Origin of the sequence: Candidatus Ornithobacterium hominis, from assembly GCF_900538215.1 — a bacterium.
Classification (GTDB): Bacteria; Bacteroidota; Bacteroidia; order Flavobacteriales; family Weeksellaceae; genus Ornithobacterium; species Ornithobacterium hominis.
Window position 1 is genome coordinate 340,768 of record NZ_UNSD01000008.1, and the last position, 23,266, is coordinate 364,033.

The following is a 23,266-nucleotide window of genomic DNA, read 5'->3' on the forward strand; positions in this document are numbered from 1 at the left end:
TTTAGTGTTATTTGATACAAAAGTAGATTAAATTAATAACCTTTAAGCAAATTAATTAGTTATTTGAGATAACTAAAAGTTATAGTTAAGCCGAATATATTTTTCGAAATATTCTACGGTATTTGAAAGATAACCTGTTCTTTTTACAAAATAAAACCACCTTTCAATACTTAAATCTTTAATATCTATAATTTTGAGTTTATTATTTAACAAATCTTCAGTGATAGCACTAATTGAAAGAAGTGCATAATCATCAGAATTGTATAAATAATTTTTAATAGCTTCAGTACTGTTTAAAGTTACTGCTACATTAAGCTTTTTGATATTATTTTCCAATAAAAATTTATTAATAATTACTTTAGTTCCAGAACCTTTTTCACGTTCAATCATTGGAATTCTTTGCAACTTTTCGATATCGATACTTCCTTTTTTAAAAGAATTATTATTAGCATTGGTTACGAGGACAATTTCATCTTTAATAAATTTTTCAAATTGTAATTTTGGATTCGAAATACTTCCTTCAGTAATTCCGAAATCAATTTCCTGATTCAAAATTAAATTTTCAATATTTTCAGAATTATTACTGATTATGTTAAATTTTGTTTCAGGAAATTGTACTCTAAACTTCGCAATTATTTTAGGTATAATGTAGTTAGACAAGGTTGTGCTTACTCCGAAGTTTATTAGTTTTGGGAAGGTTTCTTTCTTATGTAGAAACTGTTCGTCCATTTCAGAATAGATAGCTAAAATTTTATTAACGTATATAAGAAATGACTTTCCTTCCTTGGTCATTTCTATCGAGTTTCTTTTTCGAATAAATAACGTTGTTTTATATTCTTGCTCTAAATTTTTAATTGCCTTGGATATAGCAGGTTGTGAAATATACAATTGCTCGGCAGCTTTTGTGAAGCTTAAATGTTTAGCAACAATTTTGAATATGTGTAACTTCGTTTTCATTAGCTTGTGTACAACGTTTCGCGGCTATGCGCCGGGCGGGGCTTTTACCCGGAATTGTTCTTTTGGAAACGAACATTTCTCGTATCCGTAATCTGTCAACCGAAGACAAAAATCCCGCCTGGCACATAGCCGCTGTTGTGTGCTGCCCTTTTTTCTAAATGTGTTTCGTAATTATAAATCCTATCCATACGGCAATTATTCCCACGATAATACTTGTTCCGATGTAAAATAGTGTTGTCCAATAATTATGGTTTTGCAACAGAGTAAAATTTTCGGATGCAAAAGCTGAAAATGTCGTGTATCCGCCACAAAATCCTGTTATGAGTAAAAGTTTTAAGTTTTGATTTTCTTGGATGTTTTGGCCGAGCAATCCGATTAAAAGTCCGATTAAAAGACAGCCTAAAATATTGACCGTGAAAGTCGCAAGTGGAAATAAACTTGTGTTATATTTTTCGGTCAGTATGGAAGTTAAATAGCGCAAAATGCTTCCAAGTCCGCCACCAAGTCCTACGAGTAAAATTTGTTTTAGCATTTTTAATTTTCACTTTGTTAAGCCTTGATTTTTCTAATGAAAATCGTCTTTTATTTTGTTTTTTAGTCAGTCGAACCTTTCAGATATGCAATAATTTTGGGATTAAAAAACCCCGTTCGCAAAACTGCGGTAAAATCCTCCGTTATTATTTTGATTGAATTTTCAATTTAGTACAAATTGTTCTTAAAATCCGTTTTTAATTATTGTCGTTGTGTTTTTTTATCTTCTTATTGTTATTTATCTCGTGTCGTTCTTTAGAGTTGCACACAACACCCAAATATACACAACTTTCCCTAAAATACAAATTAATTTCAATTCAGTGGTTATCTTTCTATAATTCAAAAGTTTAAACTATTATTTTGTTGTAGATAATCTGTATATATTTTACTTTTGTAATCGCTGTATATACAAAAAGAAGATGTTCAAGAATCAAATATCTTCTTTTTATTATCATCGAAATTAATATTTTAAAATTAAGGAAGTGGATAACTACATCTATTCATATTGTCCGCTGTTGTCCGTAGGTAACTCATACCCGAAACGCCCCGCTATTAGCTGAACTACGTCGAGAGGAATTATACGTTTTTTATCCTTTTCGGTGAACTATACAAACGGACAGAAAAAATGTATAATTTATTAGGATAAATACGATAAAGATTATTAGAGAAAAGAGAGAGTTTAAACTCCCTCTTTTTGTTTTAATTTTCTTATATTTAAGATAGAGAATACTAATATTAAAATATTAGATAATGCTATCATCATAAATTGAGTTTTATCTATTTTATTTACTAATAGGGAATGAATTAAAACCACTTCAAATAGTAAGCAAATTACAGAAATTATATAGAAAAAACTTAACCATTTATTTTTTTTCATAAATATTTCATTTAATAATTAACATTAACAAGAAACACCCATAACAAATACCAGTAATAATTTAAAATTTCTCATAATAAAAAAAGTTTTGATTGTAAAACCAAAGATATAACATAAAATATAATAAAAACAATAGGAATTTTACTAATTTTACTTAAAATTAAAAGAAATTCACATTATTAATGCATTTATTTTATTATTTTAATTTATTAATAATACTTTAGCTGTAAAATTTAAATAATGTCAAAAATATTTTTTAAAGCTTTAAAAAATTTTCTAAAATTTAGACCGAAGCTTATCTTTGTAAAATGATTGATTTACTTGAACTTATCAAATATTTAGTGCCAGTTTTATTAATTGCAGTTATTTTATGTTATTATTTTAAAAAAATTTTAAGAGCCTTAGAAAAAACATTAAGTGAATTTAAGTTTTTAACCTTATTTTTCTCTTAAATTTTAGTTAACATTCACGTTTGTTGATTAAACTAAATTAGCTCGATTTTTTTAATTAAATTATATGAAAAAGAAATTTATACTATTAAATCTTTTATGCATTGGTTTTATTGGCTAGGCTCAGGCGTTGATTGAAGACAGTCAAGCAACAGGTAATTAAACATCTCCAGATGTGATTTTAGATGAGCCAACCAATGAATTAGATTTATCGACGCTTACAGTTTTAGAGCGATTTCTAAACGATTACTCAGGCTGCGTTTTGGTGGTTTCTCACGATCGCTATTTTATTGGATAAAATGCCATACTAGTAAATAAGATTATAAAATAAATCAAATTAGACAACCCTTTATCAGCACCGCCTTTAATTCCTGAAAAAGAAAGGATTAGTCCAATAAATGAAAAAATTGTTAAACCTATAATAGCTCCAATTATATAATGGAAAAAATCATTAGTGGATGGTAGAAATCCAAATACAAAATACGAAACAATACATAGAATGCCAATAGTAAAAATTAGAGATACAATCCTGCTAATAATTAAACCTGCAAAGTGTAGTAAAATATTAAAGGGCAATTTGCGAAAATATTTGATTAAGCCATTAGTATAATATTCACGAATTACAGGCCCAACGGCAAACAGACCATCACTTGCTATGGTCATACCTATTATGCCTGAAAGTAAAAAAGGTATATATCCCTCATTTACCCCCCCCCCATATATTACCAAAGATTACAAACAAAAAAACAGGAAATGCAATAGAAAAGAAAACAGCCTGTTTAATTCTCAAATAAATAAGAAGTTGGTATTTTATAGATTTATAAAGTATGTTTATATTCTTCATCATTTTTAATTTTAAATAAGTAAGCATCTTTTATATCGCACTCTTTAAAACTAAAATTATTAGTATACGCAGAGATTATTTCGATGATATTAGATTTATCGGTCTCGTGTATGAGCAGTAGCGGAGTAGGAAATCCGAACTTTTCGGTTTGGACTGACGTAAGCTACTTGCAAATTTCATTAGCTAAATTTACGAAAAGATAATGAATTTGCAAGTAGCTACAAAGAATGCAATAACCTTGAATTAAGCACTTAACCCGCTATTGCTCATACGCATTGTTAGCTACAGTTTTTTATTCAAAAATATCTTCTTTGTCGAGATTGTTTATTGAATTTTTTCTTGCCCAAAGGAAGAAAACAAAGTGAATAAGAAGAAATATTCCCCAATAAACCGCGACCAAAATAGATACATTCAAATTTTCATATTTTGAGCCGAATCCAAGTCCAATCCATAAAAGAGATATTCCGTTGTGAATTAAATAAGTTGTTAGATGGAATCTGAATCCGACATCATATATTGGTAAATATTCTCCGTCTTTACGTCCAAAATACCAACCCGATGCAAACATTAGTAGTCCGTAAGTTACTGCTGAAATTGTAATTAAGATTCCAGATTGATTTTCAATTCCATAACTCAAAAAATATCTAAAAATTATGGTCAGCACGGTTGCAGTCAATGCAAATCTTAATAAATATTGTGTAATTGTTTTCATTGTTCGTTTAATTTTAAAATGTTTTTAATTTCGGTTGAGTAGAATAGTTTAATATTTCTATCGACAAATTGATTGAAAAGTTCTTGGCCGAGATTTGTCAAATAATAGTACTTTCTGTCAGGACCTTTATTTCCTTCTTTCAAGTCGTAAGTCAAAACATCGATATGCTCGTATTTTCTCAATGCTCTGTATAGACTTTGCTCTTCGCAACTAATTGTTCCGTCCGATTTCTTTTCAATGAAGTTTTTAATTTCATCAACATACTTTTTGCTTTCTTGAAGAGCCATAAAAATCCAAAGTGTCAATTGACCTTTTTTATATGTGTTTTCCCAAGAAAGCAATAATTCATTTAGTTTTTTATCATTTTTCATTATTATTTTATTTGTATTAAACAAGTTGAATAATACAAATGTAATAATATTTTTGATTTCGACAAATGAATTTTTAAATTTCAGGAAATTAAGGTTGTGGGTTTGGTCAAAATTGTAGCTAACGGTCTCGTATAACCGTCAGTTACGGGTTAATATGCGTTAATTTTCGGTTTAACACAAACGTTAGCAATTCCGAGTGGATTCAGACGTAGTTGAATCCGCCGTAATTGCGGTTATACATTGTTGTGGTGTCGTTATTTTTCATTCGCAAATTTATCCTTAATTGCTTTTTCAACTCGAATCAATAAAAATACGACCATTAATATCATTAATCCTAGTCCTAAAAACATTCCGATTTTAGCATCAGGTTTAAATATTAATCCAAAAATCGAACTCAAAGTCAAAAGTGCTCCAAGTTTAATCATTTCAAAAGAAGAGTATTTTTGAGAAAAATCCCATCTCTTTTGATTTTTCATTGAGCTTGAAGTTCTATATCCATAAAGTCCATTTATTTTTTTCGGTGGAAACTTTAGCATTAAAAACCCTGCAAGCATAAAAATTATTCCAGACGATGACGGAATTAAAAATAAGGGATTGTCAAATGGCAAATTCATTATTAATTTTCGATTTTATATTTCTTCGAGTTTGATTTAATCAACAAATATGTTATTCCGATAATCATTGAAGTCCAAAAGGCATAGTTTTGAATACTTTGGTTTTCAGTCAATTTAGCAATTAAGTAACCCAAAATGATAATTATAGCCATTCCGAACATTACATTTCCGAATAAATTTGCTATCCCTTTGATGTTGTATTTTTCTTTTTCTTCTTTCGGCATTGTATTGTAGCCAGCAACCAGCCAATACATTTTTCCGTATTTTATTAAAATTCCAAGAACTATAAAAATTATTGCTGCTACTATCATTCTAAAATATTTTAAGTTTTCCGTTGTTTTCTATACGTTCGGTCATAATGCACCACAACGGTCTCGTATAACCGCCAGTTACGGGTTAATATGCGTTAATTTTCGGTTTAACACAAACGTTAGCAATTCCGAGTGGATTCAGACGTAGTTGAATCCGCCGTAATTGCGGTTATACATTGTTGTGCCGTCGTGCATTTTTAAATATTTATAATTTTTCTAAGTCTTGTACTTCTCATTTCTGCCACAATGGGAAAACATAGTTCATATTCAAGTGCTTGCCAAGTTGTGTTTGGACGTTCAAATAGTATATCAAACGGGTTATCAGGTTCATTATGCAATTCCCAATCACCTTGTAATCTACCGCAATGCTCGCAAGTATTTGCCCAATATTTTTTGCCCAAAGATTTTGAATGAATATACTGAAATGTAGGGTAAATTGTTTGAATCACATTAACTACTGAAATCGGTAAAAAATCAATCCAATAATACAATTTAAAACTATTTCTTTCTATCCAAATTGGTGTCCTATTTGATGTTGATTCTATTCTTGCGTCCGTTCCAATTGACATTATCTTCGTAGTATTATGACAACTCCAACATTCTTTTCGGCCATTTAAAATAATTATTGGTGGCTTCAACAAAATGGATTCTGCTGGTAACCAATCTCGAAAAATATTTAAATCTGAATTCCTTGGAGCATACCAGGTTTTTAATTCTGGATTCCAAAGTGCACCAGTAATTTTCGCCTTTTCTTTGTCTTCGTATTTTACAATTAACTGAGTTTCCATGGCAGATTTTTATATAGCGTTTTTTTCAGAATCAATACGTATTTAATTCATAATCAACAATTATTGTATCTGTTTCTATGGATATCCTTATCAGTTTCTCAATTGGATACCCATTTGTGTAATAACCAAAAGTCTTAGTTTCAAACAATGATGTAACAAATTTGTAATCAAGTCGATAATCCCCGTCTACATCCGCAATGTCAGTCATATTGCAATCATACTTTTTTAACTGTCCTGATGATAAAGAGATATAGTAATCACTTTCGTATCCATTCGGAACAATCCTTAATGAATCAATTGTAGTACTTGTATTGTTTTCTATCTCAAATTTTGCAATCGTTTCGGTCTCACAAGAAAAAAATACTGTTATTAATAATCCAATTGTTATAAATCTCTGTAACATATATGAAAGATTTTTTTGCATGCGGCATAACGGGAAACGCATTGGCGAAGTGCGGGCAAAAGGGAACGAAAAGTTCAATTTTGCACGGACGTTAGCCAATGCTGTGAGCCGTTGGCTAAATTAAGAAAAAAAGCCAATGCGAACAGCATTGGCGGATAAAAAGCACAAATGTTGAATTTTGCACTACAGCCCGCATTTTGCCAAACTGCTTGTTGTGTGCAGTTTTTATTTGTATATTATTGGATTGGGATTGATATATTGATAATCTAAATCACTTATTAATAAATCTGTAAGAATTTTTCGTCCATATTTTTGGATTTCAGATGCATCTTCAATTCCTTTTTGATAATTGATTATTTCTTGCTTTGTTGGGTGCAAAGGTGCGACAACATTATAAGTTTTAGCATTGCTGTTTTGGAATATCATTTTTTCGATTACCAAACAGATGTCTTTATAATGTACGTGATTTACGATTTGATTTGGAGTTGATGTTTCGTAGTTGCTGAAAATTCGGTCTCCTCCCATTAATCCCCCTAATCGCAGGATGTTCACTTGTACAAATTTGTTTCTCATTAGTTGTTCTACAAATAAAATACTCGGATTTAAGTATTCTTCGCTCAACGTATTTTCGGCAATTTCCATTTTAATTTGCGGATAAATTCCTACTGAACTCATAAGAAAAAGTTGCTTGTCAAAATTATCAATAAACAAGCTGATATTTTCAAAACGGTTTTTAAGCAGATTGGTACTTGCTCGTTTTGAAAACGGAACGGTAATTATAATGGTATCCAAATCTGCAATAGCTTTCCATGATTTGTATTCCTGAAATATTTCATAGTCCGAAAACTGTATAGCAATGGAATTATATCCCATTGCTATTAGTTCATTTTTTTTCCTTTCTGAAGTTGTAGTCGTAAAAATTTTATGATTTGCAGAAAGATGTTTTGCAATATGTAATCCTAACCAGCCACAACCAACAATTCCTATCTTTTTCATAGTTTCTACATACAAGATAAACAATTGTTTTGCAATATTTCAATCTCTGACAATGCTTTCTTAATGTCTGCGGTTAGGAACAAAACAGCATTTCGGAAATCTCCATACTCAAATGGTTTTTTGTTTCCCATTTGCGTTGCTTCTGCCAAACAATTCAATCCGAAAATTCTTGAAATGATTTGCCCATTCATTACTTTTTCTTCTTGGGTTTGATTGTGGTTCAATACCGTCAAATCTATATTGATAAGGTCTAAACCTTGTCGGGTTCTGTCATATTCTTTCAAAAAATCAAGAACCGATTTATCTTTTGCTTCCTGTATGCAGTACTCGGTAATTTGTTGACTCAATAAATCATTTGTACCGTCAAATATGGTATAAACTCTCGAATCAAGGAGGGCATAAGCCGAATTGTTGCTTGGAGCGTTATATCTATAACCTTCTCCTCCACAAAGTTGCTGATAGTTCAATGCACTTTCAAGCATTTTATCGGTTGCTAAAACTTTTATTGCCTGTGCGTCAAAAAAATTATTTAACAGGTCGGCCCTAAAATCATTTTTGGTTTTTAGATGTGTAAAGAGTGTTTGTGCAATAGTCTTATTCGCAGCAATTAATTTGAGTTTGTATTTTACATATCCTACTTCAGATAGTTTTCCGTTGCCCATTGGTCTTTGTTGAGCCCTGTCTTTAGCTTCTTTGTATACTCTTGAAATAAATCCGGTTGCCATTGCGGCCATACTTAATCTTGAAGCACAAAGAAAATCAATAGCCCCTAATAGTTTTTCGGAAGTAACGTTTAATTTTCTGTATTCGGGTATAACGGCATCGATTGTACTACGTCCGTAATCAATGGCTTTTAAACCGATTGCTTTATATTCTTCTATTGTTTTCCAGCCCTCATTTCTTTGGACAATGAAGTAGGCAAACTCTTTTTTATCCATAATATTTTTTGCAGCAACCAACCACCAGTCTGCTGTTAAACTGAATGCCTGCCAATGTTTTTCTCCTTTTAAATGATAACCCTTGTTGGCGGTAGTTTTTTTTTCTTCAGTCGTCAGTTTTGGTTGGTTCATTATCATTTGTTTGCGTTCTAATCATACTCCATAATATAGCTAATGGAAATATTGTGTAAACCAAGAATTCAGTTATGTCATAGTTTCCAACTCCATCACACCAATAGCAATCATTGAAAGGCCAAAATTTTTTTGAACCCATATTACTTTTATCAAAAATTCCGTTGGAGCCAATTAGCAAAAGACCAAGGTGTATTAATACCCAAGCTAAATACCAGCCCATAGCTTTTTTAAGAAATTGATAATCTATTGAAGATTTGTGAGCTTCAACTACTTGTCTTGTAATCTCTTTTTCAATGATTACTTCTGCAAGTTTTTCTTTAAAAGAAGGTTCTCCATCCGTCTGTTTGTGTCCGCAATGAGAACAGAATTTTGAGTTGTCTGGGATTTGTGCCTCGCATTCTATGCAATACATATTTTTGTCTTTAGAATTATTAAATGTTTAGCGTCTTACTTTTTTGATTGCTTCGTAGTCCTTTACAAATTTATCAAGTTTGTATTCGTTTGAATTGTATAATTCACCTACAGTTGTTCCACAATAACAAGTTAGAAAAGCATCATCGGTTGCGTTCTTTTGAAATAAAGCAAATTGGTTTGGATTTACTTCAAATGTTAAACTCAATACTTCTCCATATTCAAGTCTTACAGGAAATTTTAGTTGTTCTTTTGGGAACATCATAAAAGTATCGTGTTCAAGTCCTGGCTCTAATTCAAATTTTGGAGATACCTTAAAATATGGTTGATTAAAATATCTATGTTCCTTTGACAGATTAGTTATGGTTACACCCCAAAGAACAGCGTTATTGCCAAAGTCCGCAAATGCCGCAATAACAGTTAAATAAATGTTTGCTCCAACTTTCATTTCGCTTTCTAAATTGTTGTGTTTTTGAAGTTCTGCCAGTATCTCTCTTGGTAACTCAAATAGTTTGTTTTGAAAATCTATAAAAAATTTTCTCACCTGTTCTGTGTCAGAGAGGTTGATTGTAATCGTTGAGTTGTCGGCATCTTGTATTACAACATTACCGTGTCCATCTATGTGTGATTTATTTAGCATAAAACCAATTTATAAGTTGTTCCCATCCAATTAAAATTTGAACAATAAGTCCTATTAGTGCAATAATAACTGGAATAATAATCCATAATTTGTTCATTTTACTTTCGGTTTCAATCTTGTCGCCAACTGAAATTTTGGATTTAGAAATGTCTTGGATATTAACATTTCCATCTCCTTGTATTTTACTTTTATTTTTCATTTGCTGTCTGTCTTTAAAATTACCGCCAACGGTTTGCAGCTTTGCGAAGGAGCGGAAATAGAAGCACAAAAGTTCAGTTTAGCACTACCGTAGCGTAAGCCATTTTCTATTTGCTAAATTACAAAAAAAGGAAATAAAAATGGCTTATGCGGTGATATAATTACTGTCGTTGAATTTTGCACTTAACCCGCTCTTTTGCAAAACCGATGTTACCTGCTGGCGTTCTTTCGGTTTCATTTCGCCAATTTCAATATTCTATATGCCCCTCTTGCCACTACTACAAATACAATAGCTCCGATAATCAAATCGGGATAGCTCGAGTTTAACCAATTGACCAAAATTCCTGCAACGATAACCCCCGAATTGATTATAACATCGTTTGACGTGAAAATCATCGAAGCCTGCATATGGGCTTCTTTACTCTTGTTCTTTTGCAATAGGTAAAGACAAAGTACGTTTGCTATCAATGCCAAAACAGAAACAATAATCATTGTTTTGAAATCGGGCATCGCTTCTATTCCGATAAAACGTCTGATAACTTCAACAAAACCGATAACGGCTAACAGGATTTGAAAGTAACCTGCAAATTTGGCGATATTGTTTTTTCTTGCAATCGTACCCCCAACAGCAAACAAAGCCAATGCGTAAACGATGCTATCGGCAAGCATATCCAAGCTATCCGCTACCAATCCCATTGAGTTGGAAAAAATACCGAACAACATTTCCAATCCAAAGAAAACGAAATTGATAATCAATACCGTCCATAGTAGTTTCCGTTGGCTATTGCTTGTATCTGTTTCAACAACTGCGTTAGTTTCTTCGGTTGAAATCAGCGTTGTATTTAGGTTCAAGGTTTCCAATGCTGAAAAAATCGGCTCTGGGTTTCCACTATGGTAAACATTTAGTTTTCTATTGGGAATATCAAATTCCAATGACTTTACCGTATCAAAGTTTTGCAGTTTCATACGGATTAATTGCTCCTCACTTGGGCAATCCATTTTTGTTATATTAAATATGGTTTTATTCATCTTCTTAAAGTCTAAATTTTATTCCTCCGTTAATTACAAATCCGTCTAATGATGCATAGATGTCTTTAAAAACAGGGTTGGTTATTGTACCTGTATAAATGTTGTCGAAACGTGTCTGTCTTGTATCAAAGAAATTTTCAAAGTTGATGTACAAAGAAAACCGTTCCCAAATTTTTTCAGCCATAAAACCACATATAACATAGTCTTTTCCTGTTGTTCCGTCATTGAGCTTTTGCGGACTAAAATAATAGGCTTCCAAACCGATTTTCCATTTATCCTCTATTTCATACATCAGTACAGAGTTAATGCGGTGTTTTGGTGTTAGTGGATTTTCGGTATTTGTTCCGTTTTCAAACAATCGGGTATCGGTAAAAGTGTAGCCCAAAAACAATTTAAAATCGTCATAACCGATTTTGATATTTGTTTCTGTTCCTTTGGTATGAATGTAGCCCGATGAATTGATGAACTGATATGTATTTGTAGCTATATTTTGAAGCAACAAAGGGTTATCCAAATAGGTGTAAAAGAATAAATGATTTATGCTGAATGTCCAATCATCACCAATATTAGTACGGTAATTTATATCTGCATTTGCTCCGTAGCTTTTTTCCAATTTATTGGTATTATCGTCAATAGGCATTACGTTTTGATATTGTATGCGTTCGCTTTCTTCTGTAAAAATGGTTGGTGTTTTGTAGCCAAATCCGCCCCCGATACGTGAAGTCAATCCGTTTGCAATCTGAAACAATGCCGATACTCTCGGTAAAAAAACAGCTCCGTAATCTATCACGTAATCCGTTCTTAAACCTGTTTCCAATTGAAGCCAATCCGTAGCCTTAAAAGAATTTTGAACGAAAGCCCCGAATGTGGTTTGGTTGTAATCTCTCAACGGAAATACGGTAATCTGCTTTTCTTTAAAATTGTCCGTCCAAACATTAACGCCTGTTACCCATTCCGATTTTTCTTTGCTGTGGGTATAGCTTGCTTCGGTAAAAGTGGCTGTTTGTGTTCCCTCAAACTCGTAATTGGGAATAGCTGTATTGCGGTTAAAATAACTTACGCTGTTCTTTATCTGTACAAAACTGTTTTCGTTTACTGTATGGTCAAAAACAAATTGGGTAGAATAGCGTTGTGTTTTGTTTTCTTCAAAATATTGGTGTGTGTTATCGCCTTTGCCTTTGATGTAAAGCATATCGCCACCCAAACGGTTTTCAATGGTGGTGTTAATACCGAAGTTCATTTTTGTTTTATCATTGAAGTAAACAAATAATTTAGGGTTCAGTACATACCTTTCAAATTTAGGAATGGCAGAAAGCCCGATTTGTGCAGGGTCGTAAGCTCCGTTGCGATTATGCGAAGCAAATATTGTTGTTCCGATTTTCTTAAACTTCTGTCCATAAAAACCGTTGATGTCTAAACCTCTGCCCGATGTTCCGTTTAAATGAAAACGCAAATCCCTTTCTTCCGTTGGTGTCTTGGAAATCAGATTTACCAAACCTGCTATTGCTCCACCACCGTACAGCGTAGATGTTGAACCCTTAATAACCTCAACCTGCTTTAAGTCAAGCGGTGGAATTTGCAACAAGCCTAACCCACTTGAAGCACCCGAATAAATAGGAAAACCGTCTTTTAAAATTTGCGTATATCGTCCGTCAAGCCCTTGAATACGAATACTTGCATTGGCACTTGTGGGCGATGTGGTTTGTACGTGAATACCTGTACTCTCACTCAAAAGCATACGAATATCCCCTGCTTTCATATTTCCTTTTTCGTCTAATTCTTCACTTCCTATAAATTCAATACGTGTAGGAATATTTTGGATAGTTCTTGTACTTCTTGTAGATGTGATTACAATACTGTCTAACTCCAACTCCGTTGAACTTTCATAAAGTAAAATCTCAATCAGGGTTGTATCTTCTAAAGGAAAATTAAAGCTGTCGGTACGTTGAGTAAAACCAATATAACTAAATTGAATTTCCTTCAAACCGTTTGGAATACCTGTTAATATAATTTGTCCATTTTCATCGGAAGTTGTTGCGATTGTTGTGCCTGTAACCTGTGCGGTTACGCCCATTAAAGGCTCTTTTTTTTCGCTGTCTTTAATTACAGCTTTGAACGTATTTTGTGCATATACACAAAGGTTGAGTGTCATAAAAAATGACACAATGAATATTTTTTTCATTGTAAAAATAATGCTTAATATTTAATAAATAAGTAATAACGGTGGAAAGCACCGTAACAAATCAGTTTGGGCGGAAAGCACCATATATTAAGCCAATTGTGGAGGATGCCAAATAGAATAAGGAAAGTCTGAAATAGGCGGTGTTGGCATTGGGTCTAATTTTCTTTGGGGTTCTTTTACTGAATGTTCAATCGAAAAATGAAAGTTGGTTAAAACAAATCCCGTACAGGTGTTGCAGTTAAAAAAAGGCGAACAGCAACTGCAATCTTCGTCTTGTTCGTTTTGTCCTTGCTCGGTGGTATGTTCCTGCATACATTTATCCTCAATAAAAGACGGTACGGCTGATAACAGCAATACATAAACGGCTAATATTAAAGATATAAATTTCATTTTACAAAGTTAGGTAAAAATTGTTTCGTTATTTTTTGATTTTCCCGAAATGTCGTTTTGTAGCACGAACGTTGTTTTACGCTTGCAGGTAACGGTTTACGGCTTTGCGATGTGGCGGCATTTTAGCACAAAAGTTCAATTTAGCCCGAACGAAGCAAATTGCTTTTTCAGATTGTTAAATTAAAAAAAAAATACAATATGAAAAGCAAGTTGCAACTAAATGCATCGGGTTTTTCTATTATATATTCAGCCCCGCTTTTGGCAATACCTTGTTAGCGGTTCGTTGTTTTTATTCAGGTCTTTTTAAATCTTTATCGGTTTCTCTAAAATAACTCATAAAGTCAATTGTGTTATTCATTTTCTTTCTTACGCTTTCAGGCATTTTGTCAATATCTGCCTTTGACGCATAAGTAAATAACATTTTAATTCCATTCGCAGTATTTCTAAATGAAACATCGTTATGATTTCCGTGAATCGGTCTAAAGACGTGTTCGTAACTATCTCCTGTTTTGAACGGCACCTTATACATACACACTTTTTGGTCGTATATTAAATCGTTGATGAGTTTGTCACTAACTTTCTTAATTGCAAGTTTGTCTAATAAACAACCTGCGTACTCTATTGATTCAGCTTTCAAATACGCATCAACGAGCCCTTTACCAATCAAAGAATAATTATAAAAATTAACTCCACCTGTCGTTCTTATAGTGTCGGGATTAAAGTCAATTTCTCCGAATGTTAAACAGCCACGTATTGGAAAAGTCGTTTGTAAACTCCTCCAATAAAATGAATAACAAACAGAAACTAATTCATTAAAATCTTCTTCAGTCTGTCCGTTAGTCCAAAAAACAATACTGTCAGAAATATGTAAACAATTTACTTTTTGATTCTCTAAGTCTGGAACTATTGTTCCTTGATTCAATTGAACGAATTTCTCACCACTAAGAGCAGTTTGAGTGTCTCGCAATAAATGTCCGAATAGCCTTTTCATTTCAGGCAAGTCGTTATTGTTAATAATTTCTTTGAATCCCAAAACGTCAAAGAATGCTATAAATGTTTCCATATGTTTTATGTCTCTATTATTTTGAGGGTCGCTCTACAATGACCGCTAACGGGAAAAGTATTGGCGAAGTGCGGGATTTCGAAGAACTAAAAGTTCAAGGAATCCAAAACGTAGCCGATGTGTTTCCACAGAAGCTAAATTATTAAAAAAAGCTGAATGTGGAACACATTCGGCGGATAAAAAGCACAAAAGTTCAGTTTTGCACTTAACCCGCTCTTTTGCAAAACCGTTGTTAGGTGCTGCCCTTATTGGTTTCCCTTTAGATTTTCCGCTACAAATCGTTCGCAGTATTCTTTAATTTGCTGCCTGACTTGTCTGAACTGTTCGTTGATTTCTTCGTCTGTTCCTTTTGCTTTCGCAGGGTCTGAAAAGTTGTGATGAAACTTTTTTGCTTTAGTTGGAAAAAACGGACAACGTTCTTTGGCATTGTCGCAAACTGTAATGACAAAATCAAAATCAATGTCGAAATATTCATCAATGTTGGTTGACGTATGATTTGAAATATCAATTCCGTCTTCTTGCATTATTGCAATGGCTTTTGGGTTTACTCCGTGTGTTTTGACACCTGCACTGTAAAATTCTGCATTTCCGTTCGCAAAATGTCGTAAATAACCTTCGGCTATCTGACTTCTGCAACTGTTTCCTGTGCAAAGCACTAAAATTTTCTTTGTCATTGTTTATAATATTTTCGTTTTAAAAATAGACTTGCTCTGACTAATAATATCAAAACAGGAACTTCAACTAAAGGCCCGATTACACCCACAAATGCTTGAGGCGAGTGTATGCCAAATACCGCAATGGCGACTGCAATTGCCAATTCAAAGTTGTTGCCAGTAGCTGTAAATGCAATAGATGCATTTTTATCATAAGGGACTTTTAGAAATTTACTAATGAAAAAACTCACGAAAAACATGAGTACAAAATAAATGATTAATGGTATCGCTATTTTTATGACATCTAAAGGCAACTCCAATATTTTGTCGCCTTTTAAACTGAACATCAGCACAATGGTAAACAGTAAAGCATACAATGTAATAGGCGATATTTTTGGAACAAACTTTCTATTGTACCACTCGATACCTTTCGATTTTACCAAATAATAACGGCTCACGAAACCAGCAAAAAAAGGAATGCCTAAATATATCAAAACGCTTTGTGTAACTTTTTTCATTGAAACACTTACATTGAAATTAGCAATCCCTAATTTATTGGGCAATATGTTGATGAAAAGCCAAACGAAAAAACTATAAGTCAATATCTGAAAGATACTGTTTAGGGCGACCAATAATGCCGTGTATTCTCTGTTTGCTTTTGCCAAATCACTCCACACAATAACCATTGCGATACACCTTGCCAGACCAATTAAAATTAATCCCGACATATATTCGGGTTCGTTTCGTAAAAACAGAACGGCTAAACCAAACATCAAAACGGTACCGATAACCCAATTCAATATTAAGGAAATGGCAATTACTTTTTTGTCTTTTAGAGCTTTAGGTAACAAGCTGTAATCTACTTTTGCCAAAGGTGGATACATCATCAATATCAATCCGATAGCCAACGGTATATTGGTTGTACCAACAGAAAGGGAGTTCGTTACATTGGAAATATCTGGAAATAAATAACCCAATCCCACACCTACCGCCATTGCAAGGAATATCCATAGGGTCAGATAGCGGTCGAGAAATTTTAATTTTGGTTGCATACGCTTATACTTTTAACAGCATCCACCACCTGGTGTACAAGAAGCATTTTGATTTACAGATAGTTCGGATAAATTCTTCTTTACTTTCTCGGACGGAATTCCACACGCATCTTGTGCTAGACAAGCAGTTGTTTTGTTTTGCAAAATGAAATTTGTTCCGTCAAATGCCAATCCGTATTTTCCTATGGTTTCACTTTGATATTCCACTTCAATTTCTGCATCTTCAATACCTAATCTTTCTTCGGAAAGTTTAATGATGTTTAAAAGTTTAGAAGGTTTTAAACGATGTTCAAAATCATCGGCATTCCATAGCTGAAAATTTACGGTTTTTTCTGTACGAATTACTCCACCACAATCAATGAAGTTTTTTGTAATCATTCCGACTTCGGTAACGTGAAAATGTTCTGGAACAAAAGAGCCGTTTTCCAATTTGAATGTTACATTTTCTAAAGTTGGTAAAAGTGCTTTTACTTGTGATAGTTTCATTTTGGTATTATTTTATGTTAGCAACAATTTTTGTTTTTTAGAGTAAGTTTTGCCGAAATATTTGTAAAATATTTTTGCAGTTCTTCAATAGTATTTTCGTCAATGCAATAGCAAATCGTGTTACCTTCAATGGTTCCCTTAATTAGTTTTGCATTTTTAAGTTCTTTTAAATGCCTTGAAACAGTTGGCTGTGCTAAAGGAAGTACATCAACAATATCTCCGCAGATACAAGTGTCAACTGATAATAAATATTCTATGATAGCCACTCGGGCAGGATGTCCCAATGCTTTTATAATGTGAGCAATTTCGTGTTGGCTGTCTGTAAAATCCTTTGGTTTTGTTTGTTCTATTCCCATTTCTTTATTTCTATATTGCAATATTACGATAAAGAATTTAATAATCAATTATTTTATTGAAATAAATTTCAACTGACTATAAAAGTTAAATGAGTTTGATTTTTTAGAGTGTTGTCGATTTATGTACGGATGTTCGACAGGGTTGCACCTAACACCCAAATATACACAACTTTCCCTAAAATATAAATTACTTTTAATTCAATGATTATCTTCCTATAATTCAAAAGTTTAAACTATTATTTTGTTGTAGATAATCTGTATATATTTTACTTTTGTAATCGCTGTATATACAAAAAGAAGATGTTCAAGAATCAAATATCTTCTTTTTATTATCATCGAAATTAATATTTTAAAATTAAGGAAGTGGATAACTACATCTATTCATATTTAAACGCTTTTCCAATTGTACTCTTTGTTCTTCGCTTATAGGATTATTATTGCTATCATAAACAACATTATCAAGTTCTACACAAACATCTTCTCTGGCTTTGAAAGGCAAATAAAATGTATTTATAAATCTTCTATCCATATCAGATAATTCACTTCCATTTGCATAAAAATCAGTACCATCTTTTTTTGTCAATGTTGGTTTTGAATAATTCAGTGCAAAAGCATAAGACGGGTATAACATTATGGAGTTAAAATCAAAATCTCCTAATATATAATAATTACGTGTTTCTTTTTGAAAATTATGTTTATTTTGGGAACTAATGTTATCGTAATGAACAGTAATATAACTATCTCTATCTGCTCTACAATGTTCATGAAACATTCCCAATGCATGACATATTTCATGTACAATAGTACCTCTATCAAAATTATATAAATTAAGAATTTGTTTGCCTCCAATTCTTCCAACATAAGAATTGTTAACATCTGACGGAGTAAACTCTACATAAGGGTAAGCAAAACCATAAGTAGGGTGAACTGTAGGCTCCCCAGTAGCATTGTAAAATCTAGCATTCGTTAATTCTTCGATGTGAGAAATAGCATCAAGTATTTGTTCTTTTTGATAATTACTCAAGTTAGGACTAAAAGTGTATCTCAACATAGCCCAAAACATACCTTGATATGGACTTCTCCCTACTGCATAGGTTCCCACGTCAGATGGTAGATTATTTACTCCAAAAACTGGACTAATTGGTCTACCATTTGTAACGTGAGCGGGTTTATTTTCTTCGGTTAAAGATTCCTCAGGAAATATGGAACCAGTTTCCTCTAATTTTTTAAGTTGTTTGGCAGAAAGCAAGATATCGGTTTGGGTATAAATTTCAGTGGTGTATACAATTCATCTATCATTAAAATTAATTTTTAGTTTGAAAAAAACAATGACCACAAAAATATGCTTTTTGTAGCCATTGAATTTATACCAGTGTTGTACAGCGTTTAAACTTTATTGCGTCTATTTAATTGTAAAACTCCTATTATCAACACAATAATTAAAATTGAAACTTGAACATAATTTGACCATTTATTTTCAAATATTATTAACTTATATGCCAATAATAAAAACAATAAAGTTCCTATCAAATATTGAAAAAGTTTATTTTTCAATATTTCTGCTATATAAGGGTTAACATTTTTTAAATAAATTAATGCTAAAACGATAAATGTTGAAATGATAGTTAAATACATTTTCAATAAATTTAGCAATCACTCGCATATGCGTAAGTATATGCGGCAGCGGCAATATCCATTAATGGTGCAGGACCATCCCACAATGAAATTAAAAATCCTTGACCTACACAACTAGCGCCACACAGCCATCTAGGGGTTCTATCACTTAAACCGTTTTTTTTTGCAGTGTAACCACTTAAAGATAAAGTGCTATTTTCATTTTCTATTAAATCAAATTCAATAGAACCAGCTTCATTTTCATTTGTAAAAGTCGCTTTCATAGCATCCAAATCTACGCTTACAATTAAACCTTCTAACATGCCACTTAGATTTTCATCGGATGAAGTCATATCTGAAAAAACAATAACTTCACTAACATCACTATTTCTAGAGGTAGTAGATGATTTATTGAAAGATGTGATTAAGTTTTCATTGATAGGACTTTGATCTAAACTTTCATCTTCGTTACAAGAGAAGAGAAAAACTGAAAATAATAATACGAGTGTGATTTTTAAAATTTTATTCATTTGTATAAATTTATTTGTTAATATTTAATTTTCAATGTTTTACTCTTAACGTTTTTCAAACTGATGTTCATAACATCCCTCGAATTCATTTTTGTTTGATGTCGAATCAGAATATTTCGACTTTGGATGGTTAGTCCTTTTTTAATATTTTGCAACTATATATTTAGTTATAATATAATATATTAATGGAAAAATAATTAGGTATGATAAAATTGTAAAAAAGATATTTCTAGTACCAATTATGTTGTTACCATTAATTGAATAGTAAACTAAATAAGATAGGTATGTTGATAATAAGATAAAACACAGTAAAGGTATAATTTTGATTGATAATTGTTTTTCAAAATTGCTATTAATTTTTTTTTGTTTAAATAAATTATGATGAAAAACTAAAGCCAAACCAATTGATGTAATAGCATAGTTTAACAAGTTAAATTTGATTTTTTCACTATTCAAAAAATCATTATAGAAACTTATTGAAAAAAATATTGATATCAAAATAAAAAAATAGCCTATATACTTTGGTAAACTTATCATTATTCTTGTTTTTATAGAAAAGACTTGCCTGAACACGCTTCAATCATAGAGTCCATTGCCCCAATTTTGGCAACAATTGCAACTGCACAAAAGAGTCCACTTCCACAAGCGGCAAGACTAACAGTTGCAGCAGCATTCCACAGTATTGCCTTTTTACAAGGTGAAAGTCTTGCAGTTGAAGAAGATTTGTTTGTGGTTGTAAAATCTGCTTGAAAAATTTCAGGATTAACACTATACATTATATAAAGAGTATTTAACAAAGTGTTATATTTTTGAAACTCTGCTTCTGATACATTTAAAGAATTTACATTTTGTTGAAAATTTTGCATAGCAACCTCAAAACCGAATAGCTCTAAATCGTTTTCAAGAGTATTACAAAGATTAATTTCTGTACTAGTCATATAATCGTCTATAACATCAATAGGTGCTAAATACTCAGGAGTTCCATAAACAATATTATTATCAAGTAATTCGTTGTCAAGTTGATTAAAAGTCAAGGATGTGTTAAAGTCTTGATTTATCATATCAACTGTGTAAGCGAAACTTTCAAATGTTCTTCCAGTAACACTAGATTTAGTCTTGTTTGTAACTTTATATTTACTAAAATCAATTTTATTCGCTCTATATGTATTATAAATTGATAAATCGAATTCGTTTTTTTTGATTTCTTCTTCGCTTCTAGAACAAGAATAAACTAGAAATAATGAAGGTAATAAAACAGAAAATAAAGGTTTTCTAAAGAAATTTAATATGTTCATAACTTTATAATTTGATGTTAAAATTTAATTTTTATAATGTTTTACTCTTAACGATTTTCAAACTGATGCTCATAACATCTCTCGAATTCATTCTTGTTTGATGTCGAGTCAGAATTATTTCGACTTTGGATGGTTAGTCCTTTTTTAACCGTTGTCATTTTAAATGTTGTACAACGCCAAGATAGATATAATCATCTCCTTTCTTGGCAATTTCAACTCCGGATTTTAATGTTTTTAACTCATCAAAACTATTTAACTCCAGTGCAGTTTGATCTATTACTACCCTTTGTGAATCATCTTCATTGTTACAAGATGAAAACATTATTGCAAAAAAACTAATTAAAATAAAATTTCTCATAATAAAAAAGTTTTGATTAGTAAACCAAAGATATAACATAAAATATAATAAAAACAATAGGAATTTTACTAATTTTACTTAAAATTAAAAGAAATTCACATTATTAATGCATTTATTTTATTATTTTAATTTATTAACAATACTTTAACTGTAAAATTTAAATAATGTCAAAAATATTTTTTAAAGCTTTAAAAAATTTTCTAAAATTTAGACCGAAGCTTATCTTTGTGAAATGATTGATTTACTTGAACTTCTTAAATATTTAGTGCCAGTTTTATTAATTGCAGCTATTTTATGTTATTATTTTGAAAAAATTTTAAGAGCCTTAGAAAAATTATTGAATTTTATAGAAAATAAGCATCCCACTGAATTAAATGTCTATCGATTACAAGCTTATGAACGAATGGCTATTTTTCTTGAGCGAATTCGTCCCACGCAGTTAGTACATCGGGTAGACCTGCTAGAGAATCCCAATTTGTATGAATATAGCCTCATCAAGACCATACAAGAAGAGTTTGAGCATAACGTAAGTCAGCAAATTTACATTCATCCTGATACGTGGCAACTGATTTTTAGTACAAAAAATATGACGCAAAATTTCATAAAAAAATGTAAAGAAAATCTGAACGAAAACTTTACTTCAGAGCAATTGCGTGATGAAATAATCGCACAAAGTATCAACGAAAAAGCGCCATCAAGCGATGTTCTTTTGAAATTACAGAAAGACATTCAAGCGTTGAAATAATGAGAGCATATCTCCGCCAAAAGAACATTGAAATTTCATTACAACGCTACGGGATTGATGTACTCAAGTTGGGTTTATTTAAGCTTCATTGATTTGTTGGTTTTGAAGATAATTGTGGAAGCTATTTACCTCATCTGTTCTGCCCAGAAACAAATGCTTTTCTCACAATCTGAAGTGAAGAAAACAGGATTTTGCCCATCTGCATGGAATTGATATCTTTTTTTCAAGACATGAATTTTTTCTGGAAAATTACGATGAATAACCTGTATAGACTTGTTTTTCAGTTCTTTTTTTAAATTTTCTAAAGGCTTTAGAAATTTAAAAACCCGACCTGGGAAATTTTTAAAATACTCATCAGCCGTCCAAAGATGCGTGTGAGGAGCTAGTTTGGTTAAATTAAAATTTTTTTCAAGGCTTAGGAAATTTTGTGTTTTTTGGATGGCAGCATTTGGCTCATAGAGGTATTTTTTTACACCACAAAACTTCCGTGGCTGGTATTTCTCTTGCCAATAAAATTGATAAATATTATCATCAGTATCTAAATTTATTGCTTTGATTTTCAAGTGCTTATTATTTTCCTGGTCGATTTCTACCAAAATTTCTTTCACCTCATTTTTCACTGCCACCACATGAAAGCAACTTGCCTGAGAGAAAAAATCAGCCAAAACCGTCAAGTCAAATAATGGTGAAAGTTTTATCACTATTTTTTTAAAGCCTTGAATTTTTTTCATGATTTCTACAGGATTTGGATTTAAATCAGCCATCAAGAAAACTTTATTTTTATTAGCATCTCGGCGAGATGGGTCGATAAAATAATGGGTTGACAGAGGGAATTTCTCAATAATTTCTTCTGCAGATAAATGATGAGATTGAATGTTTTTTTCTAAAGTTTTAAAATTTTGTTTAGCAATATTTTGCAATTCTAAATCAGGCTCAGTATGAACCACAGGAGCAATTTCTGCAAAGGCAAGACTATCAATCCCAAATCCGCCAGTGAGGTCTGAAATCTGTGAAGCATTTCTGAAAAGCTTAGCTTTGTAAGTCGCTGTAGACCAAGATGATGATTGCTCTAAATTTAAACTTGGCGGGTAGATAATGTTGTCTTTTTTTGAGAGCCATTCTACTTTAGATTTCAGCTTTTTTTTTCCTTTGATTTGTGTCAAAAGCTCTGGTGTGGTGATGTTTGAGAATGGCGATTTTTGAAACGCAAGTTGATGTAAAGGGGTGTTTAAATTCAAAGAAATCCATTCTTGAACTTCGGGTCTTAAAAGCTCTAAATTCATAGCAAAAGTTTTTTTTCTAAAAAAATTTTAAGGCTTAAAAAAAATTAATAGTTTT

Annotated in this window: 30 protein-coding genes; 3 read left to right on the forward strand and 27 right to left on the reverse strand. The window is 31.8% G+C overall.

Annotation, left to right across the window (positions count from 1 at the left end; genetic code table 11):
• Positions 1-72: 72 nt before the first annotated feature.
• Both D5J18_RS08350 and crcB read right to left on the reverse strand, forming a co-directional pair.
• On the reverse strand, positions 73-957 hold the full coding sequence (locus tag D5J18_RS08350) for a LysR substrate-binding domain-containing protein (protein ID WP_119058539.1): 885 nt from the start codon (positions 955-957) through the stop codon (positions 73-75).
• Between the two features lie 154 nt (positions 958-1,111).
• Positions 1,112-1,489: a fluoride efflux transporter CrcB gene (gene crcB, locus D5J18_RS08355; RefSeq protein WP_119058540.1), complete on the reverse strand. Its 378-nt coding sequence runs from the start codon at positions 1,487-1,489 to the stop codon at positions 1,112-1,114.
• 1,500 nt (positions 1,490-2,989) lie between these two features.
• On the opposite strand from crcB, the gene D5J18_RS08945 reads away from it, so the two are divergent.
• Positions 2,990-3,112: a hypothetical protein gene (locus tag D5J18_RS08945; RefSeq protein WP_260377580.1), complete on the forward strand. Its 123-nt coding sequence runs from the start codon at positions 2,990-2,992 to the stop codon at positions 3,110-3,112.
• On the opposite strand, the gene D5J18_RS08360 is transcribed toward D5J18_RS08945, so the two are convergent.
• The 16 genes from D5J18_RS08360 to D5J18_RS08435 all read right to left on the reverse strand — a co-directional run bounded on the left by D5J18_RS08360 (position 3,097) and on the right by D5J18_RS08435 (position 14,839).
• Positions 3,097-3,477, reverse strand: a complete 381-nt coding sequence (locus D5J18_RS08360) for a hypothetical protein (RefSeq protein WP_119058541.1) — start codon at positions 3,475-3,477, stop codon at positions 3,097-3,099. The two genes, D5J18_RS08945 and D5J18_RS08360, sit on opposite strands and share 16 nt — an antisense overlap.
• A gap of 473 nt (positions 3,478-3,950) precedes the next feature.
• The gene (locus D5J18_RS08365; protein WP_119058542.1) at positions 3,951-4,370 is read right to left on the reverse strand and encodes a hypothetical protein; all 420 of its coding nucleotides are present in this window, start codon (positions 4,368-4,370) and stop codon (positions 3,951-3,953) included.
• Entirely contained in the window at positions 4,367-4,741 is a 375-nt protein-coding gene (locus tag D5J18_RS08370; RefSeq protein ID WP_119058543.1) for a PadR family transcriptional regulator, read from the reverse strand. Before D5J18_RS08370 ends, D5J18_RS08365 begins: the two co-directional genes overlap by 4 nt.
• A gap of 254 nt (positions 4,742-4,995) precedes the next feature.
• The gene (locus tag D5J18_RS08375; RefSeq protein ID WP_119058544.1) at positions 4,996-5,355 is read right to left on the reverse strand and encodes an SdpI family protein; all 360 of its coding nucleotides are present in this window, start codon (positions 5,353-5,355) and stop codon (positions 4,996-4,998) included.
• Positions 5,356-5,357: 2 nt separating this feature from the next.
• Positions 5,358-5,666, reverse strand: a complete 309-nt coding sequence (locus D5J18_RS08380) for a DUF3784 domain-containing protein (RefSeq protein WP_119058545.1) — start codon at positions 5,664-5,666, stop codon at positions 5,358-5,360.
• A gap of 197 nt (positions 5,667-5,863) precedes the next feature.
• Positions 5,864-6,454, reverse strand: a complete 591-nt coding sequence (locus D5J18_RS08385; protein WP_119058546.1) for a DUF5710 domain-containing protein — start codon at positions 6,452-6,454, stop codon at positions 5,864-5,866.
• 31 nt (positions 6,455-6,485) lie between these two features.
• Positions 6,486-6,857, reverse strand: coding sequence for a hypothetical protein (locus tag D5J18_RS08390; RefSeq protein WP_133298132.1), 372 nt, complete (start codon positions 6,855-6,857; stop codon positions 6,486-6,488).
• 225 nt (positions 6,858-7,082) lie between these two features.
• On the reverse strand, positions 7,083-7,730 hold the full coding sequence (locus D5J18_RS08395) for a Rossmann-fold NAD(P)-binding domain-containing protein (RefSeq protein ID WP_260377577.1): 648 nt from the start codon (positions 7,728-7,730) through the stop codon (positions 7,083-7,085).
• Positions 7,731-7,858: 128 nt separating this feature from the next.
• Positions 7,859-8,923, reverse strand: a complete 1,065-nt coding sequence (locus D5J18_RS08400; protein ID WP_165844995.1) for an acyl-CoA dehydrogenase family protein — start codon at positions 8,921-8,923, stop codon at positions 7,859-7,861.
• A complete protein-coding gene (locus tag D5J18_RS08405; protein WP_119058550.1) occupies positions 8,898-9,338 on the reverse strand; it encodes a zinc ribbon domain-containing protein in 441 nt (146 codons plus the stop codon). Before D5J18_RS08405 ends, D5J18_RS08400 begins: the two co-directional genes overlap by 26 nt.
• Before the next feature lie 27 nt (positions 9,339-9,365).
• Entirely contained in the window at positions 9,366-9,977 is a 612-nt protein-coding gene (locus tag D5J18_RS08410; protein WP_119058551.1) for a hypothetical protein, read from the reverse strand.
• Entirely contained in the window at positions 9,967-10,176 is a 210-nt protein-coding gene (locus D5J18_RS08415; protein WP_119058552.1) for a hypothetical protein, read from the reverse strand. Before D5J18_RS08415 ends, D5J18_RS08410 begins: the two co-directional genes overlap by 11 nt.
• A 233-nt stretch (positions 10,177-10,409) precedes the next feature.
• Positions 10,410-11,204 (reverse strand): cation efflux transmembrane domain-containing protein, encoded by a 795-nt coding sequence (locus tag D5J18_RS08420; protein ID WP_045972337.1) that lies wholly within the window; start codon positions 11,202-11,204, stop codon positions 10,410-10,412.
• Positions 11,205-11,208: 4 nt separating this feature from the next.
• Positions 11,209-13,386, reverse strand: coding sequence for a TonB-dependent receptor (locus D5J18_RS08425; protein ID WP_119058553.1), 2,178 nt, complete (start codon positions 13,384-13,386; stop codon positions 11,209-11,211).
• Between the two features lie 87 nt (positions 13,387-13,473).
• Positions 13,474-13,776, reverse strand: coding sequence for a hypothetical protein (locus tag D5J18_RS08430; protein WP_119058554.1), 303 nt, complete (start codon positions 13,774-13,776; stop codon positions 13,474-13,476).
• A gap of 289 nt (positions 13,777-14,065) precedes the next feature.
• On the reverse strand, positions 14,066-14,839 hold the full coding sequence (locus tag D5J18_RS08435) for a hypothetical protein (RefSeq protein ID WP_133298133.1): 774 nt from the start codon (positions 14,837-14,839) through the stop codon (positions 14,066-14,068).
• Between D5J18_RS08435 and D5J18_RS08835 the strand changes: the two genes are divergently transcribed.
• Entirely contained in the window at positions 14,830-14,985 is a 156-nt protein-coding gene (locus D5J18_RS08835) for a hypothetical protein (RefSeq protein WP_165844996.1), read from the forward strand. The two genes, D5J18_RS08435 and D5J18_RS08835, sit on opposite strands and share 10 nt — an antisense overlap.
• A 99-nt stretch (positions 14,986-15,084) precedes the next feature.
• Here D5J18_RS08835 and D5J18_RS08440 read toward each other — a convergent pair whose 3' ends face one another.
• The 8 genes from D5J18_RS08440 to D5J18_RS08480 form a co-directional block, all read right to left on the reverse strand.
• Positions 15,085-15,513 carry an arsenate reductase ArsC gene (locus tag D5J18_RS08440; RefSeq protein WP_119058556.1) on the reverse strand — a complete coding sequence of 143 codons (429 nt, stop codon included), beginning with the start codon at positions 15,511-15,513 and terminating at the stop codon, positions 15,085-15,087.
• The gene (arsB, locus tag D5J18_RS08445; RefSeq protein ID WP_119058557.1) at positions 15,510-16,544 is read right to left on the reverse strand and encodes an ACR3 family arsenite efflux transporter; all 1,035 of its coding nucleotides are present in this window, start codon (positions 16,542-16,544) and stop codon (positions 15,510-15,512) included. The genes D5J18_RS08440 and arsB overlap by 4 nt, the downstream gene beginning before the upstream one ends.
• 12 nt (positions 16,545-16,556) lie before the next feature.
• The gene (locus tag D5J18_RS08450) at positions 16,557-17,030 is read right to left on the reverse strand and encodes a DUF6428 family protein (protein WP_119058558.1); all 474 of its coding nucleotides are present in this window, start codon (positions 17,028-17,030) and stop codon (positions 16,557-16,559) included.
• 17 nt (positions 17,031-17,047) lie between these two features.
• Positions 17,048-17,380: an ArsR/SmtB family transcription factor gene (locus D5J18_RS08455; protein ID WP_375730855.1), complete on the reverse strand. Its 333-nt coding sequence runs from the start codon at positions 17,378-17,380 to the stop codon at positions 17,048-17,050.
• Positions 17,381-17,741: 361 nt separating this feature from the next.
• Entirely contained in the window at positions 17,742-18,635 is an 894-nt protein-coding gene (locus tag D5J18_RS08460) for a M12 family metallopeptidase (RefSeq protein WP_119058560.1), read from the reverse strand.
• Positions 18,636-19,032: 397 nt separating this feature from the next.
• Entirely contained in the window at positions 19,033-19,530 is a 498-nt protein-coding gene (locus tag D5J18_RS08470) for a hypothetical protein (protein ID WP_119058562.1), read from the reverse strand.
• A 548-nt stretch (positions 19,531-20,078) separates the two neighbouring features.
• Complete coding sequence (locus D5J18_RS08475) at positions 20,079-20,825, reverse strand: hypothetical protein (RefSeq protein WP_119058563.1); 747 nt, start codon at positions 20,823-20,825, stop codon at positions 20,079-20,081.
• A gap of 154 nt (positions 20,826-20,979) precedes the next feature.
• Positions 20,980-21,183, reverse strand: coding sequence for a hypothetical protein (locus D5J18_RS08480; RefSeq protein WP_133298134.1), 204 nt, complete (start codon positions 21,181-21,183; stop codon positions 20,980-20,982).
• Positions 21,184-21,415: 232 nt separating this feature from the next.
• Here D5J18_RS08480 and D5J18_RS08485 point away from each other — a divergent pair, with 232 nt between their 5' ends.
• Positions 21,416-21,928: a DUF7935 family protein gene (locus D5J18_RS08485; protein ID WP_119058565.1), complete on the forward strand. Its 513-nt coding sequence runs from the start codon at positions 21,416-21,418 to the stop codon at positions 21,926-21,928.
• A 125-nt stretch (positions 21,929-22,053) separates the two neighbouring features.
• Here the strand turns inward: D5J18_RS08485 and D5J18_RS08490 are convergent, their stop codons facing one another.
• On the reverse strand, positions 22,054-23,211 hold the full coding sequence (locus D5J18_RS08490) for an O-methyltransferase (RefSeq protein ID WP_119058566.1): 1,158 nt from the start codon (positions 23,209-23,211) through the stop codon (positions 22,054-22,056).
• Positions 23,212-23,266 lie beyond the last annotated feature (55 nt).